Below are 21,387 nucleotides of genomic sequence, written 5' to 3'. Positions count from 1 at the left end.
TGAAAAAGGTCGGAAAGTTCCGGCCTTTTTTGTGTGCTTGTGTGGGGGGCTTACGCCGCCATATCGCGCCGTGCCAATGCGCATTGCGACCAGATTTCGCTAAGGGCATTCAGCAGTTTATCGATGTCACCATCGCTATGCACGGGCGATGGCGTGATCCGCAACCGCTCGGTTCCACGGGGCACCGTCGGATAGTTGATCGGTTGGACATAGATGCCGTGATTGTCCATCAGCCAGTCGCTGATGAATTTGCACTTATGCGGGTCGCCTACCATTACCGGAATGATGTGGCTGGGATTGGGGATATGGGGAATACCCATCCGGTCCAACGCGCCGCGCACTTTTGCAACGCGGGCCTGATGCTGTTCCCGCTCGGCATTGCTGGCTTTCAGATGCTTGATGCTGGCGCAAGCGCCCGCGGCAACTGCTGGTGGTATGGCGGTTGAAAAGATAAAGCCGCTGGCAAAGGTCCGCACGAAATCGCACAGGTCACGTGACGCGGCGATATAGCCACCCATGACGCCGAAAGCTTTGCCAAGCGTTCCTTCGATCACCGTAATCCGGTCCATCAGACCTTCGCGCTCGGCCACGCCGCCGCCACGGGGACCATATAGCCCGACCGCATGGACTTCATCGATGTAGCTCATCGCATTATGTTTTTCGCAGACGTCGAGTATTTCCGCGATCGGGGCGATGTCCCCATCCATCGAATATACGCTTTCGAAGGCCACGAGTTTGGGAAGATCGGGATCAAGTGCCGCCAATTTGCGGTCGAGGTCCTCGGGAGAATTATGCTCAAACACCTTACACGTGGCGCGGCTATGGCGGATGCCTTCGATCATCGACGCATGGTTCAGTGCATCGGACAGCACTACGCAGTTTGGAATCTTGGAAGCTAGAGTCCCCAAGGCAGCCCAATTGGAAACATAGCCCGAGGTAAAGAGCAGAGCGTCTTCCTTATGGTGAAGATCAGCCAGCTCGGCTTCCAACAGAACGTGGTGATGGTTGGTGCCGGAGATATTGCGCGTGCCGCCTGCGCCTGCGCCACATTCATCGATGACACGATGCATGGCGTCTAGCACCTTCGGATGCTGACCCATGCCGAGATAATCATTGGAGCACCAGACGGTCACGTCCATGGTGCCGCCTTCGATATAGCGCTTGGCATAAGGGAACGACCCTGCTTTCCGCTCGATTTCGGCAAAGACACGATAGCGTCCCTCTTCGCGCACGGCGGCCAGTTCTTCTCCGAAAAATGCCTCGTAATTCATGGTTGAACTCCCTCTCCCAAATTTGTTTTTTCCTTTGCGGCCATTGCCCAACCCCACAAAGCAGAATCGCGGAACGGAATGGCGAGAAACAGATGCTCGAGCGCGGCGAGCAGGCACAGGCAACATAGCAATCCAGCCATTGTGGCGTCATGCGCGGTCACCGCTTTAAAGGCGGCCAGTGTGAACCATGCCGCCAGGCCCAATATCATCAATGTCGACAGGATCAGCATCGGATGCAACTGACGCGGGCCGAAATAGCTTTTCAAATAGGCAAGATGCGACGGAAGCAACTCGTCGCTCATATTCGGGACGCCCCAATAGATGTTGAGCTTCGACGATAAACGGAAGATCAGCAGCAAAGCGAATGTGTAAGCGCCGGTTGGATTGGCCGTTACCGATGCGAGCGAGAGCAGCAGGCCCGCGGTCATTGCAAGAGCGATTTCATGATGCAGCAACGCCATGGTTGCCAGACTGAAACGTTGCCAACCTTGCGCCTCTGCCGGGCAGGGATTGCGATGCGAGCCAGCGACAGCGCCTGTCAGAAAACTGATTTCGTGCCAGCTCCAGATCAGCAGTCCCCCGATAAAAGAGACATAGGTGGCCAAGCTGGTGGTTGAATGGGCCGTCAGCACGAGCAAGCCCAACCCAGTCAAACCGCACAGGCTCGCGATCACAAGCGCACGTCCGAACGATGTCCGCAATCTGTGGTTGATCATGGCGACCAACCCGGTGCTCACAAACCAGAGCAGCGTCACGACTACGAACGGTAGGGCAAGGCTTGCCATCATTACCATGCAGGTTGCAGCCGTATCTTGCTGGGAAGTTCGTTGGTCTGCGGTTTCAGGAAATACATGCGCGCGAAGGAAAAGCCGGCCTTGGCCATATATTTTACCCGCGCCACCGCGCCGACGATCCCGCCACGTGCCTTCGCATTTTCAATCCCGACCGAAGCCAGGCGAAGATTTTCCATGGCGATACGGAAACGGGCGTCGTTGGTGTCCAATTCCACAGGGAAAACCTGCCGACTGATTGCGGTGCAGATTGAAAAAACTTCATAGCCATAATCGGATGGGTCAACGCCCAATGCCTTATGGAAAACCGGACGGTTATGGTCCCGGACATACATGGTGGCATAAACCGACAGCAGGAAGAAGCGGATCCAAAGCTTATTCACACCAGTCAACAATTTGGGGTCAGCGCGCAGCAACAGCGCAAAGGCCTCGCCATGGCGAAACTCGTCGTTGCACCAGTCTTCAAACCAGTTGAAAATGGGATGGAAGCGGTTTTGCGGGTTACGCTGCAGGTGCCGGAATATCGTGATGTACCGGGCATAGCCGATTTTTTCCGACAAGTAGACCGCATAGAAAATAAATTTGGGTTTGAAATAGGTGTATTTCTTACTCTTGGTCAGAAACGAAAGATCAATCCCGATGCCGGACCCTTTCAGGGTTTCGTTGATGAAACCGGCATGACGGCTTTCGTCGCGGGCGAGCAGTTTGAAAAGCTGCTTCATGTCCGGATTTTTTGTCCGCTTTGCGATCTCGGCGTACAGAATGCAGCCTGAAAATTCGGAGGTGAGCGAGCTTGCCAGAAAATCGATGAACTCGGCCTGCAGCTCGGGCTCCAGTCCCTCGATTACGCCGTCAAATGCATCGGTTTTGCGGAAATGGTGCTTATTACGGTCCGACTCCATTTCGTTCATCAGTTCGTCCCATTCGGTCCGAACAGGTGACACATCCAGACCATCCATGGCCTTGAAGTCGGTGGTGTAGAAACGCGGCGTAAGAACAGTGTCCTTACGTGCAATCGCCATTGTATCATGCTTTTGAGCCAATGGTTTTGCGATACTGCTATGCGCGTTCATCATATCCTCCCTGGAGTGAAACTGACTTCGTAAAGTTCGGCCATTTCGAAGTGACCGGCAAATCTCGTCCATGCACGGCGCAGCATTCCGGCGCGCTTCACAGTTGCATGGCGGTGCAAGACAATGCTTTCGCCAAAGGCGACCATGATGGGGTCCCCATGGACCAATACCTGGTCGCCGGGTTGAATTTCGACGTCACCTTCCAGGTCGACATGGGCATGAAAATGATCGGAGCTCTGCTGCACCTCGATGCGGCATGCGGTATCGAATGTCTCGGTGGAGAACAGACGTGTCATGCGTCCGTGCCCCGGAGCATGTCGGCGAAAATCTTGCTATGGTCTGCGCCAAAGCCATGAATCTCGACATCGCGGCCTGTTTCGGGATCGCGCAGCGAGAGCGCTCCGTTCTCCCACAGCGTTAGTTCAAAAGGAGGTGTGGAGCCAATACCGGCAGCAATCCGGGCCTTGGCAAGACGACGCATCGTTGCGCGCAGGAATCCACCCTGGCCAAAACCAACGACCTGTATTTCTTCACCGGACGTTGCGTCGCTGACCACGACGGCACCATCTTCACGGTCTGCGAAACGCAGAAGGCGGGTTTGCGCCGGAGCTACATTTTGGGCCGCGCGAGAGGCTGAAGGGTCGGCAGAATGGGGCAACCATCCCAACTTTGTCGCGCCAGTCAACGACATCGTAAAAATGAGGACAGCCGCGGCCCCAATTAAGGCGCCGCGCGGCACGGTCGGATCGTGATGGACAGCGTGGCTCATGCGGGAACTCCTGCCCATGGAACATTCCGGTCACGCTCCTGACGGACTTCGACAGGCGCTACGGGTTGAACTTTCTGGGTTGCCTTGAACAGGAGCGACGCCACATTGCGTGCGTCAGGAATGGCGCGCAACATAGGTTGCGGCCGAACAAAGCGCATCGACCGCGCATGGGGCCACAGCATCAGGTAACCCAAACGCGGCATGCCCTTTAGCGACAGAACGATATTCCCGTGTCCTTCGGGCAGCATCTTGAGATTGGCGGACTCAATTTCGGACAAAGGCAAGTTGATGCACTTGTTGAGAGCAACGCCAACACGCAAAACGATGCGCTTGTTGGTCAGGGTATACACGGTCGTTCGGCCAACGCCCCAGGCAAATAGTGTAAACAAACTGACCACGACCGTCCCGAGCACCGACACCGCTACCGCCGTGTTTGTATCTCCACGCGCAATTGCCCAAAGGACGATTGCAACGAAGTAGAAAACGGTCAACCGGATATGCAAAGCGCCTTTGGCAAGGGACTTCCAATCCGGTGCCGACTGCCAGATGATATGCTCATCTTCTGGCAGTTCACCGGGTAGACCCCGGGTAGGCTCATGATCATATTCGCTCATATCAACGGCTCCTGACGCGCGGAGTTGGCGTAGAGATAGCCACCACCGAAATAGGCCACGATCCGTTCTTCTTCGTAAAATGTAATTTGACCCGCGGTGCCGGGTACCGGCGCTGCGGCAAAGTCGACGGCGTTGATGGCGTCGATGATGACCTGTTTTGCACGGCCTTTTACCTTGGACATGGCCATGGGAGCCAAGACCTTTTTCGATCCGGTATCGACTTCGAGATAGCGGATGACATGCTCTGCACGGTCGACCCAGATATCACTCACCGTTCCGGCAACAGCGCCATCAGCGCCAATGACCGACATTCCGCGTGGGTCATGATCGCGCGCATGAATTGCGATATGGTCCACTGCGCCGATAGGAACGATACGGTTGCGTCCTTCGCCATCCAGATCCGTGTGTTTGGCGCGATCGGCCCAAGCCGCAGGTCCAATGCCGTCCACCAAGGGATTGCCGGTAGGATAATAGGGCGCGCCGGGCGACCGGAACGTCCGGGCGCCTGCAACATCAACCTTTTCGCGACCCTTTGTAGGTGTCGTTACGATGCCGCGACCGAAGGGCATGTGAAAGCTTTTGGGGGATGCAGCGGAAAGCACGCCTCCCGGTGTATCGACGCGGCCGGTTACCTCATCTTCAAGAGGGTAGCCCTCCCGGCGATCTTCGCGTCGCAGATAAACCATGAGTCCGAGAAAAAACAGCACGAACGCGTAGAAAACCAGTTCTGCCACATCATAGGTGCCCACTATTGTCATGTCATCCATCTTACTTCCTCCTCACACGCTCCGGTTCAGGTTGGAAACTCGCTCAAACCAAAGTTTTCGTTCGTCTTATTTTGCTTTTCGAGATGCAGGCCGATCACGGGACCCAAAACAACAAGTGTGACCAGCAGCAAAAACACTTCCAGTGCGTACACCGTGCCATATCCTGTGGCGCGATCGGCAAGGGTAGCGCCCATGCCGTCCTGAAGAGCGATATAGGCCATGCCGTCGCGGAGCATTCCACCCAGCGCCACGCCCAATCCGGCGCAACTGGCCTGAACGGCACCCCATGCACCCAGGGCAAGTCCGGCGGAATCCTTCTGGGCCAGCCCCATTGCCGCGATCATCGTACCGACCGAAAACAAGCCGGTGCCGAAACCGATAACCGTAGCTCCGGCATAAAGTAATGGAACAGACTGAAGGGGGGCGGCAAACAGCGTCATGAGAAATGCACCTATGCCTGCGACGGCGCCCAAGCCTGCCAAGCGAAGTGGATCCGATCCGCCGGAAAGGCGACGGCCACTGAAGGCAAAGGCAAGCAAGGCACCCAAGGCCCATGCGCCGGTCAACGATGTTGTAGAGCCCACGGATAGACCCAGTATTTCACCGCCATAAGGTTCAAGCAGCGCATCCTGCATGGCAAACGCCATAGCCCCGACGCCGATTGCGAGCAGTAAACGCTTCGCATTGGTCTGTGCGGTAAATGATGCCCAAATGGCCGCAAAGCTCGGACCGTCTTGCGCTGCGCTTGTCGCCGTACGGTTGCGGGCTTCTTGTTTCCACAAAGCAGCGATATTCAGAACCATCGTCAGAACTGCGGCGCCTTGCACAACCTGGACGAGTTTGGTCGCGGTGAAATCGACAAGTAAATTGCCGATGGTGAATGCCGCCAGCATCATGCCTACGAGCAGCATGACATAGAGAAGCGCCACGACGCGAGGGCGTTTTGCTTCGGGAGCAATATCGGTAGCAAGTGCCAGCCCGGCCGTCTGGGTTACATGCATCCCAGCGCCCGTCAGCAGAAACGACAAACATGCCGCCGCAACGCCCAGGACGAAGGTGTCCGGACGTGTGACGAGAATGAGCGAGAATGGCATGATCGCAAGGCCGCCAAATTGGCCTAAGGTACCGAACCAAATATAGGGAACCCGGCGCCAGCCCAAAACAGACCGGTGCCGGTCGGATTTATGGCCGATCAAAGCGCGAAATGGAGCGACCAGCAGGGGTATCGCGATCATCAGTGCGACAATCCAGGTAGGCGTGTCGAGCTCGACAATCAGAACACGGTTCAATGTGCCGTTGAGCAAGACGGTGGCAATTCCGACACTCACTTGAAACAGCGCGAGCCTCAAAAGGCGCGCCAAGGGAAGTTCATGGCTTGCGGCATCAGCAAAGGGCAGGAACCGTGAACCCACGGCCTGCCAGAAAGTCACTGCTGATGGCTTTTCGATCATAGGCGGTTCATTCCCATCGCCTGTGATTTGTAAAAGCCGCGCGACACACGCTGAGTGAATTCAATTTTCCACTCGGGCAACGCGGCCTCTATTTCGCGGGACAATTTGGTTTCCGAAACGGGCAGAATGGCGGGAGAGCGGTCGCTCTTTGGGAATGCCTTTCCAACAAAGTGCATTGTGCGCAGCATTGGTGTCCCCGGCGCGAAGGTGAACAGGACTTCCTTCGCTCTCTGGCTCCACGCTTTCAGGACGCCCAGAATATCCGCCTCATCATAATGGATGAGCGAATCCATCGCGACCACATGGTCAAATGTGCCGAGGCTATGGCTGCGCATGTCGCCGACACGCCAGTCAATCGACAGGTGATCAGGCGCACGCTTGCGTGCTATGTCGATCAAACCGCCCGACACATCAATTGCAAGGACCTCTGCACCCCGTTCGGCAGCGGCAATTGCGAGCGCACCCGTGCCGCATCCGGCATCGAGCAGGCGCATCCCTCTCATATCGACGGGCAGGTTGGACAAAAGCAGATTACGCATCTCGTCGCGTCCGGCCCGAACCGTAGCGCGGATACCGCTGACGGGAACATCAGACGTCAGATCTTCCCAAGCCTTGCGCGCAGTCTTGTCGAAATAGGTTTCGAGGCGGCTGCGGCTTTGCTGGTACCGGTTCGAGGCGAGGCTGGTGTCCAACATCATTCAAATCCCAGAAAGTCAAAAATGTCGCGATCTTTCATGGGCTTTGCTTCCATCGGATCGACACCAGCCCACAGCTTGCGGGCAAGGTTCATATATTCTTCGCGCGCCTGTTCGACTTCGGGCGAATCTTCCATTTCAAACAGGGTGCATTTTTTGAGGCGTGAGCGGCGGATGGCATCCAGATCGGCGAAATGCGCAAGACGCTTCATGCCAATGGCCTCGCTGAAGCGGTCGATTTCATCGGTTGCTGCCGAACGGTTGGCGACGACACCGGCGAGGCGCACATTGTAGTTTTTGGCCTTCGCATTGATTGCCGCCACAATGCGGTTCATGGCAAAGATGCTATCGAAGTCATTGGCGGCCACGACGATGGCATTGTCAGCATGTTGGAGAGGGGCGGCAAAACCGCCGCAAACGACGTCGCCCAGAACATCGAAAATGACGACGTCACGGTCCTCGAGCAAATGATGCTGCTTGAGGAGTTTGACGGTTTGGCCGACGACATAGCCACCGCAACCCGTCCCTGCGGGCGGTCCGCCGGCTTCGACACACATCACTCCATTATAGCCTTCGAACATATAATCTTCGGGCCGAAGTTCCTCGCTGTGGAAATCCACCGTTTCGAGAACGTCGATGACGGTAGGCATCATCTTCTTGGTCAGCGTGAACGTGGAATCATGTTTGGGATCGCAGCCAATTTGAAGCACGCGATGTCCCAATTTGGAGAAGGCCGCCGACAGGTTGGACGAGGTCGTCGATTTGCCGATCCCGCCTTTGCCGTAAACCGCGAACACCTTTGCACCCTTGATTTTATCATTGGGATCAAGCGCAACCTGCACGCTGCCTTCGCCGTCGGGGGGGGCGGTATCCAAGAGATTCAAAGTCATCCTTATTCTCCTGTTATTCTGCGGGGACCAGGCCTTCGAGCCGGTCTTCCAAGTCGTTGCTGGCGGCGCGCAAGCCAGCGAGTGTTTCGGCATCCGGTGTCCACAGCTGCCGTTCGCAGGCTTCGAGGAGACGGTCGGCCACGCGTGCCGAGGATTTCGGGTTCAGTTCGGCAAGCCGGGCGCGCATTTCAGGGTCGAGAACGAAGGTCTCGCTAATCTTCTGATACACCCATGGCGCCACTTTTCCGGTGGTGGCTGACCAGCCCATTGTATTGGTCACATGCAGTTCAAGATGGCGCACACCTTCGAAGCCATGCTTCAAAATGCCTTCATACCATTTCGGGTTGAGCATCCGAGTGTGCGTCTCAAGATCAATTTGTTCGCTGAGTGTGCGGACCTTGGTTTCGCCTTGCGTCGCGTCGACAATATACACCGGGGCCGCAGTACCCCGTGCCTTTTCGACGGCGCGGCTCATGCCGCCCAGGCCATCGACATAATGGTCGACGTCGGTCACGCCGACTTCGACTGATTCCAGATTTTGATAGGTCAGTTCGACGCCGGCAAGTTCGCTTTCGAAAAGCTTGCGTTGCTCGACGGGCACGCCATTGCGGCCATAGGCAAAGCCCTTCTTCTGCTCGAACATGTTGGCGAGCTCTTCGGGATCATCCCACGTGCCGCCATCAATCATCATGTTGACGTTCGCGCCATAAGCTCCCTGCGCGTTGGAAAATACGCGGAGCGCGGCGGTTTCCAGATCGCAGCCATGCAGCGCCTGATGCGCGAGGCTGTGCTTGCGGACGAAATTCTGTTCGGGCGCTTCATCGGCGAGGGTGGCAAGATATGTGGCCTCGGCGATCATCCGCGTTTGCAGCGGCAGCAAGTCGCGGAAGATACCGGACATGGTCACAACCACGTCGATCCGCGGGCGGCCGAGTTCGGCCAACGGGATCAGTTCGGCACCGGCAAGCCGGCCATAATCGTCAAAGCGCGGCTGCGCACCGATGAGCGCCATGGCCTGCGCGATCTGCGCGCCTTCGCTCTTCAGATTGTCGGTCCCCCACAGGACCATGGCGATACTCTCGGGCAGCTTGCCGCCATCTGCGCAATGGCGTGCGAGAAGCTGATCAGCCTGCACCCGCCCCTGGATGCAGGCGAATTTGCTTGGGATGCGGAATGGGTCAAAACCGTGGATATTACGGCCCGTCGGCAAAACTTCCGGATTTTTCAGCAAGTCCCCGCCGGGTGCGGGCGGTACATAAGTTCCGTCCAGCGCCCGGACCAGCGCACCCATTTCGTCATTGGCGTCGATGCGGGCCTCGATGTCTTCGCGCGCGATCTCCGGCGATGCTGCCGTCATGGCGTCAAGTAGCTCGGCCTTTTCCTGATCGGTCATCTTCCCGCCAAGCACGTGAAGTCCCTGCGGAATAAGCTCCCGCTCAAGCTCGTATAACCGCCCGGGTAAATCGTCGAGATTCCCGGCATCGATACCGAGTTCTTCGCAATGATCGCGGATCAGGATTTCCATGTCCGCGCGGTCGTCGCTATCGCCCGCTACGGTGCGGTAGCGTTCCAACAACGCCTTGAGATCGACAAAGCCCTTGTACAAACCCGCTTCCGCCAGGGGCGGGGTGATGTAGCTGATCAGGGTGGCCCCGGACCGGCGCTTCGCAATGATCCCTTCGGAAGGATTGTTTGAGGCATAAAGATAGAAGTTGGGTAGATTGCCGATCAGCCTGTCGGGCCAGCAGTCTCCGCTCATCCCGGCCTGTTTGCCGGGCATGAATTCCAGCGCGCCATGCGTCCCGAAGTGCAGCGCTGCATGGGCGCCAAAATCTTCGCGGATGTAGCGGTAAAAGGCGGAGAATGCGTGCGTAGGCGTGAATGTGCCTTCGAACAGCAACCGCATCGGATCGCCTTCATAGCCAAAGGCAGGTTGAATACCGACAAAGACATTCCCGAAATGCGCGCCCAAAATCTGGATGGATTGGCCATCACTTTGCTGGCGGCCGGGAGCAGGGCCCCATTGCGCTTCGATTTGCTCCAGATATTTTTCCCGGCGGACATGGTCGTCGGCACTGATCCGCGCCGCAACATTCGCATCTGCGCCAAATTGGGCCGCATTGCCCGACAACAGAGTGTCGCGTAATTCGTCCACGGACAGCGGAACGTCGACACTATAGCCTTCGCGGTGCAACCGCTGAAGCGTGGCGTGGAGCGATTCAAATACGGCCAGATAAGCAGCAGTGCCCGTCGCGCCCGCATTGGGCGGGAAGTTGAAAAGGACAACCGCCAGCTTCCGGGCGGCCCGTTCGGAACGCCGCAGTTTGATGAGGGCCGATACCTTGCTTGAAAGCGATGCGGCACGTTCCGGGCACACCTGCATGGCGCGGACATTGTCGGTAATCGTGAACCGGCAGTTGCGATGGCAGCCGGTGCATCCTTCGGGTGAACCGTCGGAGCGGCCACCGAAGACGCTGGGAACGATCGCGCCATCCAGTTCCGGAATAGCCAACATGATCGTGGTTTCGAGCGGCAGCAAACCGGCTTTGCCCGCGCCCCATTGTTCGAGCGACTGGAATTCAATCGGGTGCGCGGCAATATAGGGAACGTTGAGAGCCGTAAGCTTCTCGACCGCTGCATCAACATCATTATAGGCCGGTCCGCCTACCAGCGAAAAACCGGTCAGATTGATGACGGCATCTACGACCGGTTGGCCATCCTGAACGAAATAACGGTCTATGGCCGGACGGGCATCAAGGCCGCTGGCGAAGGCGGGAATAACCTTCAATCCCTGCGATTCCAGCATTTCTATCATGCCATCATAATGGCCAGAGTCCTTACCCAACAAATAGGAGCGCAGCATCAACACACCGACAGTTCCGACAGGATTTTTGATGGCCGGGAGCTTCTTTTCATCTTCGAAAAGACGCTCTTCCATGTCAGGATGATAGACCCCCACTTCGGGATAAGCGCGTGGAGGCTGAGCGGGCATTTTACCCTTCAAGGTTTCGCGCGCACCACTTGCGTAGCGATCGATCAAGCCGCGAACCATATCGATCACATTGTCATCGGATCCCGCCAGCCAATATTGCAGCGTCAGAAAATATTGCCGCACGTCTTGTGCGGGGCCAGGAATGAAGCGCAATATTTTGGGCAAGCGGCGCAGCATGTTCATTTGCCCTGCGCCTGAACTTCCGCCTGGCTTGTTGGAACCACGCAATTTTTTGAGCAGCGCCATCAATCCCTTGGCGGGTTTGTCCATGCGGTAGTTGCCCAGACGGGTCAGTTTTACAATGTCGGCCGCTGACATCATGCCGACGATGGCATCGCATGAGTCCCGACGCTCCATTAAGGCAGGATGGATGGCGCGGACATGATCTTCGAGAAAAAGCATTGTTGCGATGATGACATCGGCGCGCGCAATGTCGCCCTTTGCCCGGGTCAGTACAGACGGATCCCGGTCCCAGTCCGAGGCGGCGTAAAGCCCAATGCTCACATTGTCCGATTTCAGATCGGAATTGGCGCGATCAACGGCACCTGCCAGATGATTGTCGAGCGTTATGATGACAACCCGGACGGGGGGTGTGGACGAAGATGTGCCGTTACCGCGCATAATGTGCCTTCGCCTCATAAAGGGTTGCCAATTCTATGGTCGAAACGCCTTGTTCGGCTGCGAAATGCTCGGTGTTGCGCCGCGCTTTGCCGCGCACAAAAAACGGAATTTTCTTCAGCTCGCGTTCCGCTTCTTCCGTCCAAACCGTCTCTGTATCATTTGCAGGTGTAGCGGGGGCAGGGACGCTTTCGGGTGCGGCGTGGCCGGGACCAAGATGCGATGCTCCTGCGCCATCATGAAATTCAAAATCATCCCGGAACATCGTCAGAAGATGTTCTTCAAGACCCATAACCAACGGATGGACCCAACTGTCGAATATGACATTGGCACCTTCGAAACCCATTTGTGGTGAGTAACGCGCCGGAAAGTCCTGAACATGCACGGGCGACGAGATGACCGTGCAGGGAATGGAAAAACGCTTGGCAATATGGCGTTCCATCTGCGTGCCCAGAACCAGTTCAGGTTGCGCTTCCTGAATTGCTGTTTCTACGGCCAAATGATCGTCGGTAATCAGGGGTTCTACGCCGTAAAGCTTCGCGGCTGCGCGGACTTCACGGGCATATTCCCGGTTATAACAACCGAGACCGACAACCTTGAAACCCAGTTCTTCGCTTGCAATGCGGGCAGCCGCGACGGCATGGGTACCATCGCCAAAGATGAAGACCCGCTTGCCGGTGAGGTAGTTGGAATCGATCGAACGGCTCCACCATGACAGCCGTGACAAGCCGTCTTGCAGCATGGCGTCGGGATCTATTTCGGCGAGAGCGGCTACTTCCCGAATGAAGTCCTGCGTGGCACCCACACCGATGGGGACGGTGCGGACGGCGGGTTGGCCGAATTCGCGCTTCAGGTAATCTGCGGCCAGATCACCCGTTTCAGGATATAGGACGATGTTAAAATCTGCTTCGCCCAGTTTTGCAATGTCGGCCACATTTGCGCCGAGAGGTGCCACCACATTGATATCGATACCAAGCTTGTCGAGCAGGCCTTTGATCTCCGTCACGTCATCACGGTGGCGGAACCCGAGTGCCGTCGGTCCAAGCAGGTTGACGAGCGGGCGGCGTGCGTCCTTGTCGGCGGGCTTACGGTCTTTATCCGCGAGATGCCGGACAATCTGGTAAAATGTTTCGGCTGCCCCCCAATGTTCCTTGCGTTGGTAGCTTGGCAGTTCGAGAGGAATGACAGGGATCGGTAGACCCATATTTTCAATTAGGCCGGCAGGATCGTCCTGAATAAGTTCAGCGGTGCAGGAAGCGCCCACGATCATAGCGTCGGGCTTGAACCGTTCGACGATGTCGAGCGCGGCTGTCTGGAAGAGCTGCGAGGTGTCCTTACCCAAATCGCGCGCCTGAAAAGTCGTGTATGTTACGGGTGGACGCTTGCTCCGCCGTTCGATCATGGTGAACAGCAGGTCTGCATAAGTATCGCCCTGAGGCGAATGGAGGAGATAGTGCACGCCTTCCATCGCGGTTGCGACACGCATTGCTCCGACATGCGGCGGGCCTTCATATGTCCAGACGGAAAGCTGCATCGCCTATACCCTCAGCACGTCGCGGCGGCGCAACGGCCGTGCGAACAGTTCGGCAAGATCGCCAGCTTGGTCAAATCCGTGGATGGGCGAGAACACCAGCTCGATCGCCCATTTTGTGGACAGGCCCTCGGCTTCCAGTGGATTGGCCAGGCCAAGTCCACATACGGTTAGATCGGGCTTAGCTGCGCGGACGCGGTCGAGTTGCCGGTCTACATCCTGGCCTTCACTCAGCAATATCGCGGGCGGCAGCGCGGCGAGTTCTTGCGCCAGATGACGCCGGTGTAGATAGGGCGTTCCGACCTCTATCAGGTGCATGCCGAGCTCATTTGCCAGGAAGCGTGCCAGAGGCACTTCCAATTGCGAATCCGGCATGAAGAAAATAGTGCGGCCTTGAAGGCGTTCACGCTGATGGGCGAGCGCCTTGATTGCGCGCTCCTGATAGGGATGCAGAGTGTGTTCGAAATGCGTGTCGTCGATCCCAAATTCGGCGGCAGCGGCATGCAGCCAGCTTGTTGTACCTTCGACACCAAAGGGAAACAAAGCGTCCAGACGAACCGCTCCGCGCTCCTCTAAAGCTTGCGCGGTATCTCCTAAAAAGGGCTGGGCAAGCAGGAAGCGGGTGTTGGGTCCGATACCCGGTAAATTTGCAACCGCGCGCTCTGGCAAGCTTGCTACCTGCTCTATTCCAAGTTCGCTGAAGAGACGGCGGAACTGGTCCTCTACGATATCCGGCAGCGAACCGACGATAATCAGATTTTTCGGTGCATCCTTCGGCAATGTCGGCATCACTGGAACCAGCGATGCAAGGCAGGCATCTTCGCCTTCGGTAAAAGTCGTTTCAATGCCGCTGCCCGAATAGTTCAATATGCGGACCTGTGGTGCATGCTTTGCCCCCAAGCGTTGCGCAGCCTTGGACAGGTCAAGCTTGATAACTTCGGATGGGCAGCTTCCAACGAGGAACAATGTTTTGATTTCCGGGCGCCGTGCGAGCAGTTGGTCCACGATCCGGTCCAACTCGACATTGGCGTCCGCCAGACCCGCTAGGTCACGCTCTTCCATGATGGCGGTTGCAAAGCGGGGTTCGGCAAAGATCATGACGCCTGCTGCCGATTGCAGCAAATGGGCGCAGGTGCGTGAACCTACGACCAGGAAGAAGGCGTCCTGCATCTTGCGGTGAAGCCAGATAATCCCTGTCAGTCCGCAGAATACTTCCCGTTGACCGCGTTCTTTCAGGACAGGTGCGCAATCCTCGGTCCGGTGAGCGGTCAGAGGAGCCGGTGCGTTCATGAGCTTACGGCCAGACCTGGAGAGGCCTCAAGCCGTGCCATGCGCAGTTTATAGAGAAACTGGCCCGCATTTATGATGTACGTGGCGTAAGCCGCAAGCGCGACATACATGCGGTCTTGCGACGAGCCCCAATCATTGAACAGCATCAAGACATACGCGGTGTGCAGCGCCAAAACCGCCATGCTGAAAACATCTTCCCAGAAGAAGGGTTTCGCAAAAAGCCACTCGTCGAATACGACCTTCTCCCAGATCGATCCGGTAATCATGATCGTGTAAAGTATAAGCGTCTTGAGAAGGATGGATGTCTCTGCCGCGCTTTCGCCCTCTCCTGTGATCAGAAAGCGGATGACGAGACAAAGGCTGATGCCGAAAACAACAAATTGTACGGGTGCCAAAAGCCCTTGAACCAACGTCCATGGCGACTCGTCGCGACGCTTTCTCTGGGCATCGGTATAAAGGGGCATTTTCATGCCAGAAGCGGCCTTTTGGGCTGCTATCGCGAACTCCTCTTCCGATTCAATATGTCTGCTTAAAGACAGATCACATCCTCCCTTGTTGGAATGGCCCAAGTTAAGGAGAGAATCGCAAAAGTGTCAAGTTTTTTAGACGTCTAAAAAAAGTGACACGAGAATGTTTGCTACCATGTAAATTATACTATACGCTCCGATTCGCATGAGGTGACATAGGCATCCATGAGGCCGACGTTATGCCACGCCGACCAGACTTGTTAGGGGAGTCTGCATATATGGCCACCGTTTTTGGAATTTCAGAACTAAAGTCTAAATTGGACGACTGGCGATGGAACCGGAAGAATTCAAAAACTGAAGATTTGGAGAGTGCCAAATCTCAAGAAACCAGTTTTAGACTGGCTCATGGTTCTGGAGAGGATTTTGATCTGTCTCTACTCCTTGAAAATCTGGTTATTCCAAAATTGATTGCGGACCGCGATATCCGAAGCGACCGGATCGAATTTCAGCGCCTCTTTGATGCACCTCAATTGCCAAGCCGACGCGCGATATCGGATGTCGATGTCGAGAATTTTGCCCGACTTTCGGTGAGCGAAGACGCGCATGCGTTGCTCGACTTTATAGAGCAGCAGTTGGCAAATGGCAGTTCGGTTGAAACTCTCTATGTTGAATTGCTTGCACCAGCCGCACGCCGTCTTGGGGAGTATTGGACGGAAGACAGCCAGGACTTCGTCGGCGTGACCATGGGCTTATGGCGCATCCAAGAGATACTTCGTGAATTGACCACACGCATTCCTCCCAAGTCGCGGCCTGGCCAAGGACAGCGTTCCGCACTCTTTTCCGCAATGCCGGGGGATAGCCATAGTTTCGGGACTTTAATGGTCGCCGAATGTTTCCAACGTGCAGGTTGGGATACGGATGTACTCATCGAACCGACCCAATCGGAACTGGTTGGAAAATTTGCAAAACATCACTACGACCTGATCGGATTGACGATCAGTTGCGATTGCTCTAGGGGCACGCTCAGCAGTTTGGTCAGCGCGATTAAAGCTGTATCTAGCAATCCGCACATCCGAATTATGGTTGGCGGGCCCGTCATCAACGAACAACCTGAATTGGTTGCGGAATGCGGTGCAGATGCAACTGCAATTGATGCGCTCTCTGCGGTTGCGCTGGCAGATCGTCTTGTGCCGGTTAAAGTGGAATGTTTTGACAACCTAACTTAGGAAACTGGTCCGTTCGATGAGCTTTGAGTCAGCCAATGGTGACCAGATTCCTTTTAGTGATCCTGACTCGATGTTCGAAGGATTCACGAAAAACGACATCATAAGACTCGCCTATTGCGCGGGCGATTTCATGCTTGCGATTGATGAAAATTCGATCGTGCGGGACATTGCTGTCAATGTGCGCGACCACGGTTTTGCACATAAGTGGATCGGTCAGAAATGGATCGACACGGTGACGGTCGAAAGCCAGCCAAAAATACGGCAGTTGCTTGATGGATCGGTGGCAACCGACAATATTTGGCGGCAAGTCAACCACGACCATGATGGGGAATCTATTCCCATCAATTATCAAGTCATAAAGCCCGAGAACGGTACCTGGCATATCGCCGTCGGCCGTGATTTGCGGTCAGTATCCGCGCTGCAACAACGCTTGTTGAAGACGCAGCAGTCGATGGAGCGCGACTATCTGCACCTGCGGCAAACGGAAACGCGCTACCGGCTCCTTTTTGACAATATTTCCTATCCCGTATTGATCGCGGATGCCGACACATATGAAATTCAACAGGCTAATCGTGCTTGCCATGCGCTGATGAGCGCGGCTGCGGGGTCGCTTGAAGGCAAGGGCATGTTGTCGATTGTCGAGCGCGAATTCCGGGACGATGTTATTGCCTATATCGGCGCCATCTCGGTGAACAGCGCGACTCCGCCGGTCAGTGTTCGCCTTGCGGGACGCACCGGATTTGTCCAGATCGCGGCATCCGCATTTCGTCAGTCAGGCAAGCAATATTGGCTGATCAACATTGACGACGGGCTGCATGAAGTGCCCAGCAAGCAATCCGACCAATATGTGCTTGATGTCGTTGAAAAAATGCCTGACGCCTTTGTGCTCGCAGACGAAAAGCAGGCTATCATCGTTGCCAACAGGGCATTTGCAGAACTGGTGCAGGCAGGATCTGTTGAGCAGCTTTTGGGAATATCCCTGAACCGCTTCATCGGTCGGCCGGACGTCGATCTCGGGTTGCTCAAAAAGCAGCTCAAGGATTATCAGAATGTCCGGAATTTCAGCTCCATCATCAACGATCTGAATGGCGGGGAAGAGCCTGTCGAAATTTCGGCCATCATGATCGAACGCGAACAACCCCTCTTCGGCTATTCTGTGCGCAGCATCGGCCGTCGTGAGCGGGACCTCCCCCAAACAGGCAAGGATTTCCCGCGGTCTGTGGAGCAGTTGACCGAGCTGGTGGGCCGCAAAACGCTTAAAGAAATCGTCCGTGAAAGTACGGACCTGATCGAGCGCATGTGTATCGAGGCGGCGCTCGTCCACACGGCCGATAACCGCGCGTCCGCAGCCGAAATATTGGGATTGAGCCGGCAGAGCCTGTATTCCAAACTACACCGCCATGGCCTCGGCAACCTCATCGGCAAGGATTGATTTCGCTTTAGCGAAAATCCATCATTCTTGACATATTTGCTGTCCAAATAATTTGACAGTCCAGATCTTCTCACATAGCCTCGGCCTATGTCAGAATCGGCAATTTCCGCTGAATTTACCCGCGCTCCCGCGCTTCGCGATGTTGTTGAACTAACCAAGCCGGTAACCTGGTTTCCACCCATGTGGGCGTTCATGTGTGGCGTCGTGTCATCGGGCGTTTCGATTGCCGACAACTGGATGTTTCTGGTGGCCGGAATAGCACTCACGGGACCGATTGTCTGCGGCACAAGCCAGGTCATCAACGACTGGTGCGATCGCTATGTCGACGCGATCAACGAGCCCGATCGCCCTATCCCGTCCGGTCGAGTCCCCGGGCGCTGGCCCGTACGGATCGCCCTGATGGGTGCAGCCCTGTCTCTCGCTGTTGCGGCCTTTTTGGGGCTTTGGGTTTTCGTGGCGACCATTGTCGCTCTGTTTTGCGGCTGGGCCTATAGTTCGGCACCTTTCCGCTTCAAGAAGAGCGGCTGGATTGGCCCGCTGGTGTGCGCGCTCAGCTACGAAGGCCTGTCCTGGTTTACAGGCGCCGCGGTCATGCTGGGCGGTTTGCCATCCACGACGGTTCTGCTGATATTGCTGCTATATAGCCTAGGCGCACATGGCATTATGACGCTGAACGATTTCAAAGCGGTCGAAGGCGATCGGGCGACCGGGCTGCGTTCCTTACCCGTCACGATGGGGGTACGCGGCGCCGCCCTTTTTGCATGTGCCGTCATGGCGATTGCCCAGTTCGCGGTCATCGCCCTGTTGCTTTGGAACAATTTGATGCTGTCGGCGGCGATCGTAGGTCTGTTTTGCGCCGTTCAAATTGGCCTGATGGCCCGGTTGGTCCGCAACCCTGCAAAACTGGCACCCTGGTACAACGCAACCGGTGTTTCGCTTTATGTATTCGGCATGTTGGCGGCTGCACTCGGTTTGGGAGGATATATATGACGCCATACGCAGCAGGAACCGGCATTGGCTGGTTCGGGGTTGTCCGGTTGGGAACGGTCCAGGCAGCCATCGGCGCCATGGTCATGCTGGCAACCTCACTTCTCAATCGCGTAATGGTCGTGGAATTCGCAATCGCCGCTGCGGTCCCGGCCGGACTTGTTGCCTGGCACTATGCCGTTCAATTGAGCAGGCCGCTTTGGGGGCATAAATCCGATCGATCGGAAAAGCGCAGCAGCTGGATAATGGCAGGCATGGGCATTTTGGCGCTCGGTACGCTGATCGCGGTGGATGCCACGATCATGATGGCGGGTGCAGGGATTTTCGCAATCATTCTGGCTTTCCTTGGGTTCAGCCTGATCGGCTTGGGCGTCGGAATGGCCGGTACCGCCTTGCTCGCGCTGTTGGCTTCGCGCGTGGCTGTGGAACGAAAACCAGCGGCGGCAGCGATTAGCTGGACAATGATGGTCGCCGGAATTGTCGTTGCGGCGGGCGTCTCCGGCTCATTTCTGGATCCATTTAGCGAGGCTCGACTTGCGATTGTAACCAGCATGGTCGTGCTCGTAGCCTTTTGCGTCGCCATGTTGGCGCAGCGCGGATTGGAACGAAATAGTTTGCCGGTCAAACAGGGCAAAAATTCCGAAACAAAAGCCAATTTCACCGAGGTGCTGAAAGATATTAGTCAAGATCAGCAGGCACGACGCTTCACCTATTTTGTGTTCATTTCGATGCTGGCCTACAGCATGCAGGATCTTATCCTTGAACCTTTTGCGGGCTTTATTTTCGGCATGACACCGGGTGAGTCCACGCAACTGGCGGGCGTACAGCATAGTGGAATATTGCTGGGCATGCTGGTCGCCGGTTTAGGCGGAAGCCTATATGCCAAATATTTTGGCCGGAATGAAAAGCTCTGGATCATCATCGGGTGCCTCAGTTCCGCTGTTATGTTGGGCGCGCTTTCCATCGCCGCCGCGGTCGGTCCTGCCTGGCCCTTGAAGGCCAATGTCTTCGGGCTTGGTGTTGCCAACGGAATATTTGCGGTTGCTGCCGTGGGCGCAATGCTCGGACTCGCAAGCGACGGATCTTCATCAGGCGAGGGTGCGCGGATGGGAGTCTGGGGAGCAGCCCAAGCCATCGCTTTCGGTGCAGGTGGCCTGTTGGGTGCCATCATTGTCGACCTGTTACGCGGGACCATGGCCGACGATAGCAATGCGTTCCAGATCGTGTTCGTTGTCGAAGGGGCGATGTTCATCCTTGCGGCATTGGTTGCCACCGGCACGTCGATGGCGCGCCGGGAATTGAATGGAAAGGCGGTGCAGATATGAAAGCCGAAGCCGATTTTGATGTCATCGTCGTAGGTGGCGGCCCATCCGGAGCGACAGCCGCACATGATCTGGCCTGTGCCGGATATAATGTGATGCTGCTCGACAAGGCTGGGCGTATCAAACCCTGCGGCGGTGCCGTGCCGCCCCGCTTGCTTAAGGATTTTGACATTCCGCAGACGCTGCTCGTCGCGCATGCTAAATCCGCGCGTATCATTGCACCTTCGAACAAAAAGGTCGTTATGCCTGTCGGCGACGGCTTCGTCGGTATGGTCGATCGCGACAGCTTCGATGAATGGCTGCGTAACCGGGCGGCAGATGCGGGGGCGACCCGGGTCACCGGAAAATGCGAGGCAGTGGACGATAGCCAATCTATCGCTCGATTATCATATCGTGCCGATCGCAACGCACCTTTGCAGACCGTAACCGCCCGCGCCGTAATTGGCGCAGACGGTGCGCGCTCCCAGATCGCGCGGCAGTGCATCAAAAATGCCGGCGATGTCCCGTGCGTATTTGCCTATCATGAAGTGGTCGAAGTGCCTGACGAAATCACTGAAGACTATGACGCCACACGATGCGACGTCTATTATCAAGGCCATTTATCGCCGGACTTTTACGCGTGGATATTCCCGCACGGTAAGACAGCCAGCATCGGGCTTGGCAGCGCGGACAAAGGCTTTCCGCTGCGCGACACCACGCGCTTGATGCGGGAGCAAACCGGTCTTTCCCATTGGAAGACGATCCGCAAAGAAGGCGCGCCGATACCTTTGAAACCACTCAAGCGATGGGACAATGGCCGGAATGTCGTTGTTGCGGGCGATGCTGCAGGCGTTGTGGCGCCTTCGTCAGGTGAGGGTATTTATTATGCGATGACCGCCGGCCGTATGGGTGCCGATGCGGTTGCCTCTTATTTGATGAGCGGCGACGCCCGTGCACTCGGGAAAGCGCGGAAATCCTTTATGAAGGCGCACGGCCGGGTGTTCTGGATTCTGGGTATCATGCAATATTTCTGGTACAAGAATGACAAACGGCGCGAACGCTTCGTCAAGATGTGCGAAGACCCCGATGTGCAACGCTTGACATGGGAAGCCTATATGAACAAACAACTGGTCAGGCGCGATCCGATGGCGCATGTCCGGATATTCTTCAAGGATTTGGGTCATCTGTTCGGGTTGAGGGCGGTAGAGAGATAATATCTTAT

19 protein-coding genes are annotated in these 21,387 nt (G+C 56.2%); 5 read left to right on the top strand and 14 right to left on the bottom strand.

Annotated features, from left to right (window positions below):
* Window positions 1–50: 50 nt before the first annotated feature.
* Genes hemA through bchF form a run of 14 tightly spaced genes read right to left on the bottom strand, consistent with a single transcriptional unit; the run spans window position 51 to window position 15,222 of the window.
* The gene (hemA, locus tag EUU25_RS10440; RefSeq protein WP_158900764.1) at window positions 51–1,271 is read right to left on the bottom strand and encodes a 5-aminolevulinate synthase; all 1,221 of its coding nucleotides are present in this window, start codon (window positions 1,269–1,271) and stop codon (window positions 51–53) included.
* Window positions 1,268–2,065, bottom strand: coding sequence for a putative photosynthetic complex assembly protein PuhE (puhE, locus tag EUU25_RS10435; RefSeq protein ID WP_158900762.1), 798 nt, complete (start codon window positions 2,063–2,065; stop codon window positions 1,268–1,270). The genes hemA and puhE overlap by 4 nt, the downstream gene beginning before the upstream one ends.
* Window positions 2,059–3,135: a magnesium-protoporphyrin IX monomethyl ester (oxidative) cyclase gene (acsF, locus tag EUU25_RS10430; protein WP_158903321.1), complete on the bottom strand. Its 1,077-nt coding sequence runs from the start codon at window positions 3,133–3,135 to the stop codon at window positions 2,059–2,061. Before acsF ends, puhE begins: the two co-directional genes overlap by 7 nt.
* The gene (locus EUU25_RS10425; protein ID WP_158900760.1) at window positions 3,135–3,431 is read right to left on the bottom strand and encodes a hypothetical protein; all 297 of its coding nucleotides are present in this window, start codon (window positions 3,429–3,431) and stop codon (window positions 3,135–3,137) included. The genes acsF and EUU25_RS10425 overlap by 1 nt, the downstream gene beginning before the upstream one ends.
* Window positions 3,428–3,904: a photosynthetic complex assembly protein PuhC gene (gene puhC / locus EUU25_RS10420; protein WP_158900759.1), complete on the bottom strand. Its 477-nt coding sequence runs from the start codon at window positions 3,902–3,904 to the stop codon at window positions 3,428–3,430. The genes EUU25_RS10425 and puhC overlap by 4 nt, the downstream gene beginning before the upstream one ends.
* Window positions 3,901–4,518, bottom strand: a complete 618-nt coding sequence (gene puhB, locus EUU25_RS10415) for a photosynthetic complex putative assembly protein PuhB (protein WP_158900757.1) — start codon at window positions 4,516–4,518, stop codon at window positions 3,901–3,903. Before puhB ends, puhC begins: the two co-directional genes overlap by 4 nt.
* Window positions 4,515–5,285, bottom strand: coding sequence for a photosynthetic reaction center subunit H (gene puhA / locus EUU25_RS10410; RefSeq protein ID WP_158900755.1), 771 nt, complete (start codon window positions 5,283–5,285; stop codon window positions 4,515–4,517). The genes puhB and puhA overlap by 4 nt, the downstream gene beginning before the upstream one ends.
* A 26-nt stretch (window positions 5,286–5,311) precedes the next feature.
* The gene (locus tag EUU25_RS10405) at window positions 5,312–6,736 is read right to left on the bottom strand and encodes a BCD family MFS transporter (RefSeq protein ID WP_158900753.1); all 1,425 of its coding nucleotides are present in this window, start codon (window positions 6,734–6,736) and stop codon (window positions 5,312–5,314) included.
* Window positions 6,733–7,434 carry a magnesium protoporphyrin IX methyltransferase gene (gene bchM / locus EUU25_RS10400; protein WP_246162665.1) on the bottom strand — a complete coding sequence of 234 codons (702 nt, stop codon included), beginning with the start codon at window positions 7,432–7,434 and terminating at the stop codon, window positions 6,733–6,735. Before bchM ends, EUU25_RS10405 begins: the two co-directional genes overlap by 4 nt.
* On the bottom strand, window positions 7,431–8,321 hold the full coding sequence (gene bchL, locus EUU25_RS10395; protein ID WP_158900751.1) for a ferredoxin:protochlorophyllide reductase (ATP-dependent) iron-sulfur ATP-binding protein: 891 nt from the start codon (window positions 8,319–8,321) through the stop codon (window positions 7,431–7,433). Before bchL ends, bchM begins: the two co-directional genes overlap by 4 nt.
* 13 nt (window positions 8,322–8,334) lie before the next feature.
* Complete coding sequence (locus EUU25_RS10390; RefSeq protein ID WP_158900749.1) at window positions 8,335–11,934, bottom strand: magnesium chelatase subunit H; 3,600 nt, start codon at window positions 11,932–11,934, stop codon at window positions 8,335–8,337.
* Window positions 11,924–13,465, bottom strand: a complete 1,542-nt coding sequence (gene bchB, locus EUU25_RS10385; RefSeq protein WP_158900747.1) for a ferredoxin:protochlorophyllide reductase (ATP-dependent) subunit B — start codon at window positions 13,463–13,465, stop codon at window positions 11,924–11,926. The genes EUU25_RS10390 and bchB overlap by 11 nt, the downstream gene beginning before the upstream one ends.
* Window positions 13,466–13,468: 3 nt before the next feature.
* Window positions 13,469–14,752 carry a ferredoxin:protochlorophyllide reductase (ATP-dependent) subunit N gene (locus tag EUU25_RS10380; RefSeq protein WP_158900745.1) on the bottom strand — a complete coding sequence of 428 codons (1,284 nt, stop codon included), beginning with the start codon at window positions 14,750–14,752 and terminating at the stop codon, window positions 13,469–13,471.
* Window positions 14,749–15,222 carry a 2-vinyl bacteriochlorophyllide hydratase gene (bchF, locus tag EUU25_RS10375; RefSeq protein ID WP_222848785.1) on the bottom strand — a complete coding sequence of 158 codons (474 nt, stop codon included), beginning with the start codon at window positions 15,220–15,222 and terminating at the stop codon, window positions 14,749–14,751. Before bchF ends, EUU25_RS10380 begins: the two co-directional genes overlap by 4 nt.
* 275 nt (window positions 15,223–15,497) lie before the next feature.
* Here bchF and EUU25_RS10370 point away from each other — a divergent pair, with 275 nt between their 5' ends.
* From EUU25_RS10370 to EUU25_RS10350, 5 genes are all read left to right on the top strand, one after another.
* The gene (locus EUU25_RS10370; protein ID WP_158900744.1) at window positions 15,498–16,445 is read left to right on the top strand and encodes a cobalamin B12-binding domain-containing protein; all 948 of its coding nucleotides are present in this window, start codon (window positions 15,498–15,500) and stop codon (window positions 16,443–16,445) included.
* 16 nt (window positions 16,446–16,461) lie between these two features.
* On the top strand, window positions 16,462–17,877 hold the full coding sequence (gene ppsR, locus EUU25_RS10365; RefSeq protein WP_158900742.1) for a transcriptional regulator PpsR: 1,416 nt from the start codon (window positions 16,462–16,464) through the stop codon (window positions 17,875–17,877).
* Window positions 17,878–17,964: 87 nt separating this feature from the next.
* Window positions 17,965–18,867: a chlorophyll synthase ChlG gene (gene chlG, locus EUU25_RS10360; protein ID WP_158900740.1), complete on the top strand. Its 903-nt coding sequence runs from the start codon at window positions 17,965–17,967 to the stop codon at window positions 18,865–18,867.
* Window positions 18,864–20,189: a BCD family MFS transporter gene (locus EUU25_RS10355; protein ID WP_158900738.1), complete on the top strand. Its 1,326-nt coding sequence runs from the start codon at window positions 18,864–18,866 to the stop codon at window positions 20,187–20,189. Before chlG ends, EUU25_RS10355 begins: the two co-directional genes overlap by 4 nt.
* A complete protein-coding gene (locus EUU25_RS10350) occupies window positions 20,186–21,379 on the top strand; it encodes a geranylgeranyl diphosphate reductase (RefSeq protein WP_158900736.1) in 1,194 nt (397 codons plus the stop codon). Before EUU25_RS10355 ends, EUU25_RS10350 begins: the two co-directional genes overlap by 4 nt.
* The last annotated feature ends 8 nt before the right edge of the window (window positions 21,380–21,387 follow it).

The sequence above is a fragment of the Sphingorhabdus lacus genome (assembly GCF_009768975.1).
Lineage (GTDB): Bacteria > Pseudomonadota > Alphaproteobacteria > Sphingomonadales > Sphingomonadaceae > Sphingorhabdus_B > Sphingorhabdus_B lacus.
This window is presented reverse-complemented; position numbering and strand designations above follow the sequence as displayed.

Excerpts from the sequence above, each read along its gene's own strand:
- bchB (WP_158900747.1), bottom strand. The coding sequence starts at position 13,465 with ATGCAGCTTTCCGTCTGGACATATGAAGGCCCGCCGCATGTCGGAGCA.
- bchL (WP_158900751.1), bottom strand. The coding sequence starts at position 8,321 with ATGACTTTGAATCTCTTGGATACCGCCCCCCCCGACGGCGAAGGCAGC.
- EUU25_RS10425 (WP_158900760.1), bottom strand. The coding sequence starts at position 3,431 with ATGACACGTCTGTTCTCCACCGAGACATTCGATACCGCATGCCGCATC.
- puhB (WP_158900757.1), bottom strand. The coding sequence starts at position 4,518 with ATGAGCGAATATGATCATGAGCCTACCCGGGGTCTACCCGGTGAACTG.
- hemA (WP_158900764.1), bottom strand. The coding sequence starts at position 1,271 with ATGAATTACGAGGCATTTTTCGGAGAAGAACTGGCCGCCGTGCGCGAA.
- chlG (WP_158900740.1), top strand. The coding sequence starts at position 17,965 with ATGTCAGAATCGGCAATTTCCGCTGAATTTACCCGCGCTCCCGCGCTT.
- bchF (WP_222848785.1), bottom strand. The coding sequence starts at position 15,222 with ATGAAAATGCCCCTTTATACCGATGCCCAGAGAAAGCGTCGCGACGAG.
- EUU25_RS10370 (WP_158900744.1), top strand. The coding sequence starts at position 15,498 with ATGGCCACCGTTTTTGGAATTTCAGAACTAAAGTCTAAATTGGACGAC.
- EUU25_RS10390 (WP_158900749.1), bottom strand. The coding sequence starts at position 11,934 with ATGCGCGGTAACGGCACATCTTCGTCCACACCCCCCGTCCGGGTTGTC.
- puhC (WP_158900759.1), bottom strand. The coding sequence starts at position 3,904 with ATGAGCCACGCTGTCCATCACGATCCGACCGTGCCGCGCGGCGCCTTA.
- ppsR (WP_158900742.1), top strand. The coding sequence starts at position 16,462 with ATGAGCTTTGAGTCAGCCAATGGTGACCAGATTCCTTTTAGTGATCCT.
- puhA (WP_158900755.1), bottom strand. The coding sequence starts at position 5,285 with ATGGATGACATGACAATAGTGGGCACCTATGATGTGGCAGAACTGGTT.
- acsF (WP_158903321.1), bottom strand. The coding sequence starts at position 3,135 with ATGAACGCGCATAGCAGTATCGCAAAACCATTGGCTCAAAAGCATGAT.
- EUU25_RS10380 (WP_158900745.1), bottom strand. The coding sequence starts at position 14,752 with ATGAACGCACCGGCTCCTCTGACCGCTCACCGGACCGAGGATTGCGCA.
- EUU25_RS10350 (WP_158900736.1), top strand. The coding sequence starts at position 20,186 with ATGAAAGCCGAAGCCGATTTTGATGTCATCGTCGTAGGTGGCGGCCCA.
- EUU25_RS10405 (WP_158900753.1), bottom strand. The coding sequence starts at position 6,736 with ATGATCGAAAAGCCATCAGCAGTGACTTTCTGGCAGGCCGTGGGTTCA.
- puhE (WP_158900762.1), bottom strand. The coding sequence starts at position 2,065 with ATGGTAATGATGGCAAGCCTTGCCCTACCGTTCGTAGTCGTGACGCTG.
- EUU25_RS10355 (WP_158900738.1), top strand. The coding sequence starts at position 18,864 with ATGACGCCATACGCAGCAGGAACCGGCATTGGCTGGTTCGGGGTTGTC.
- bchM (WP_246162665.1), bottom strand. The coding sequence starts at position 7,434 with ATGATGTTGGACACCAGCCTCGCCTCGAACCGGTACCAGCAAAGCCGC.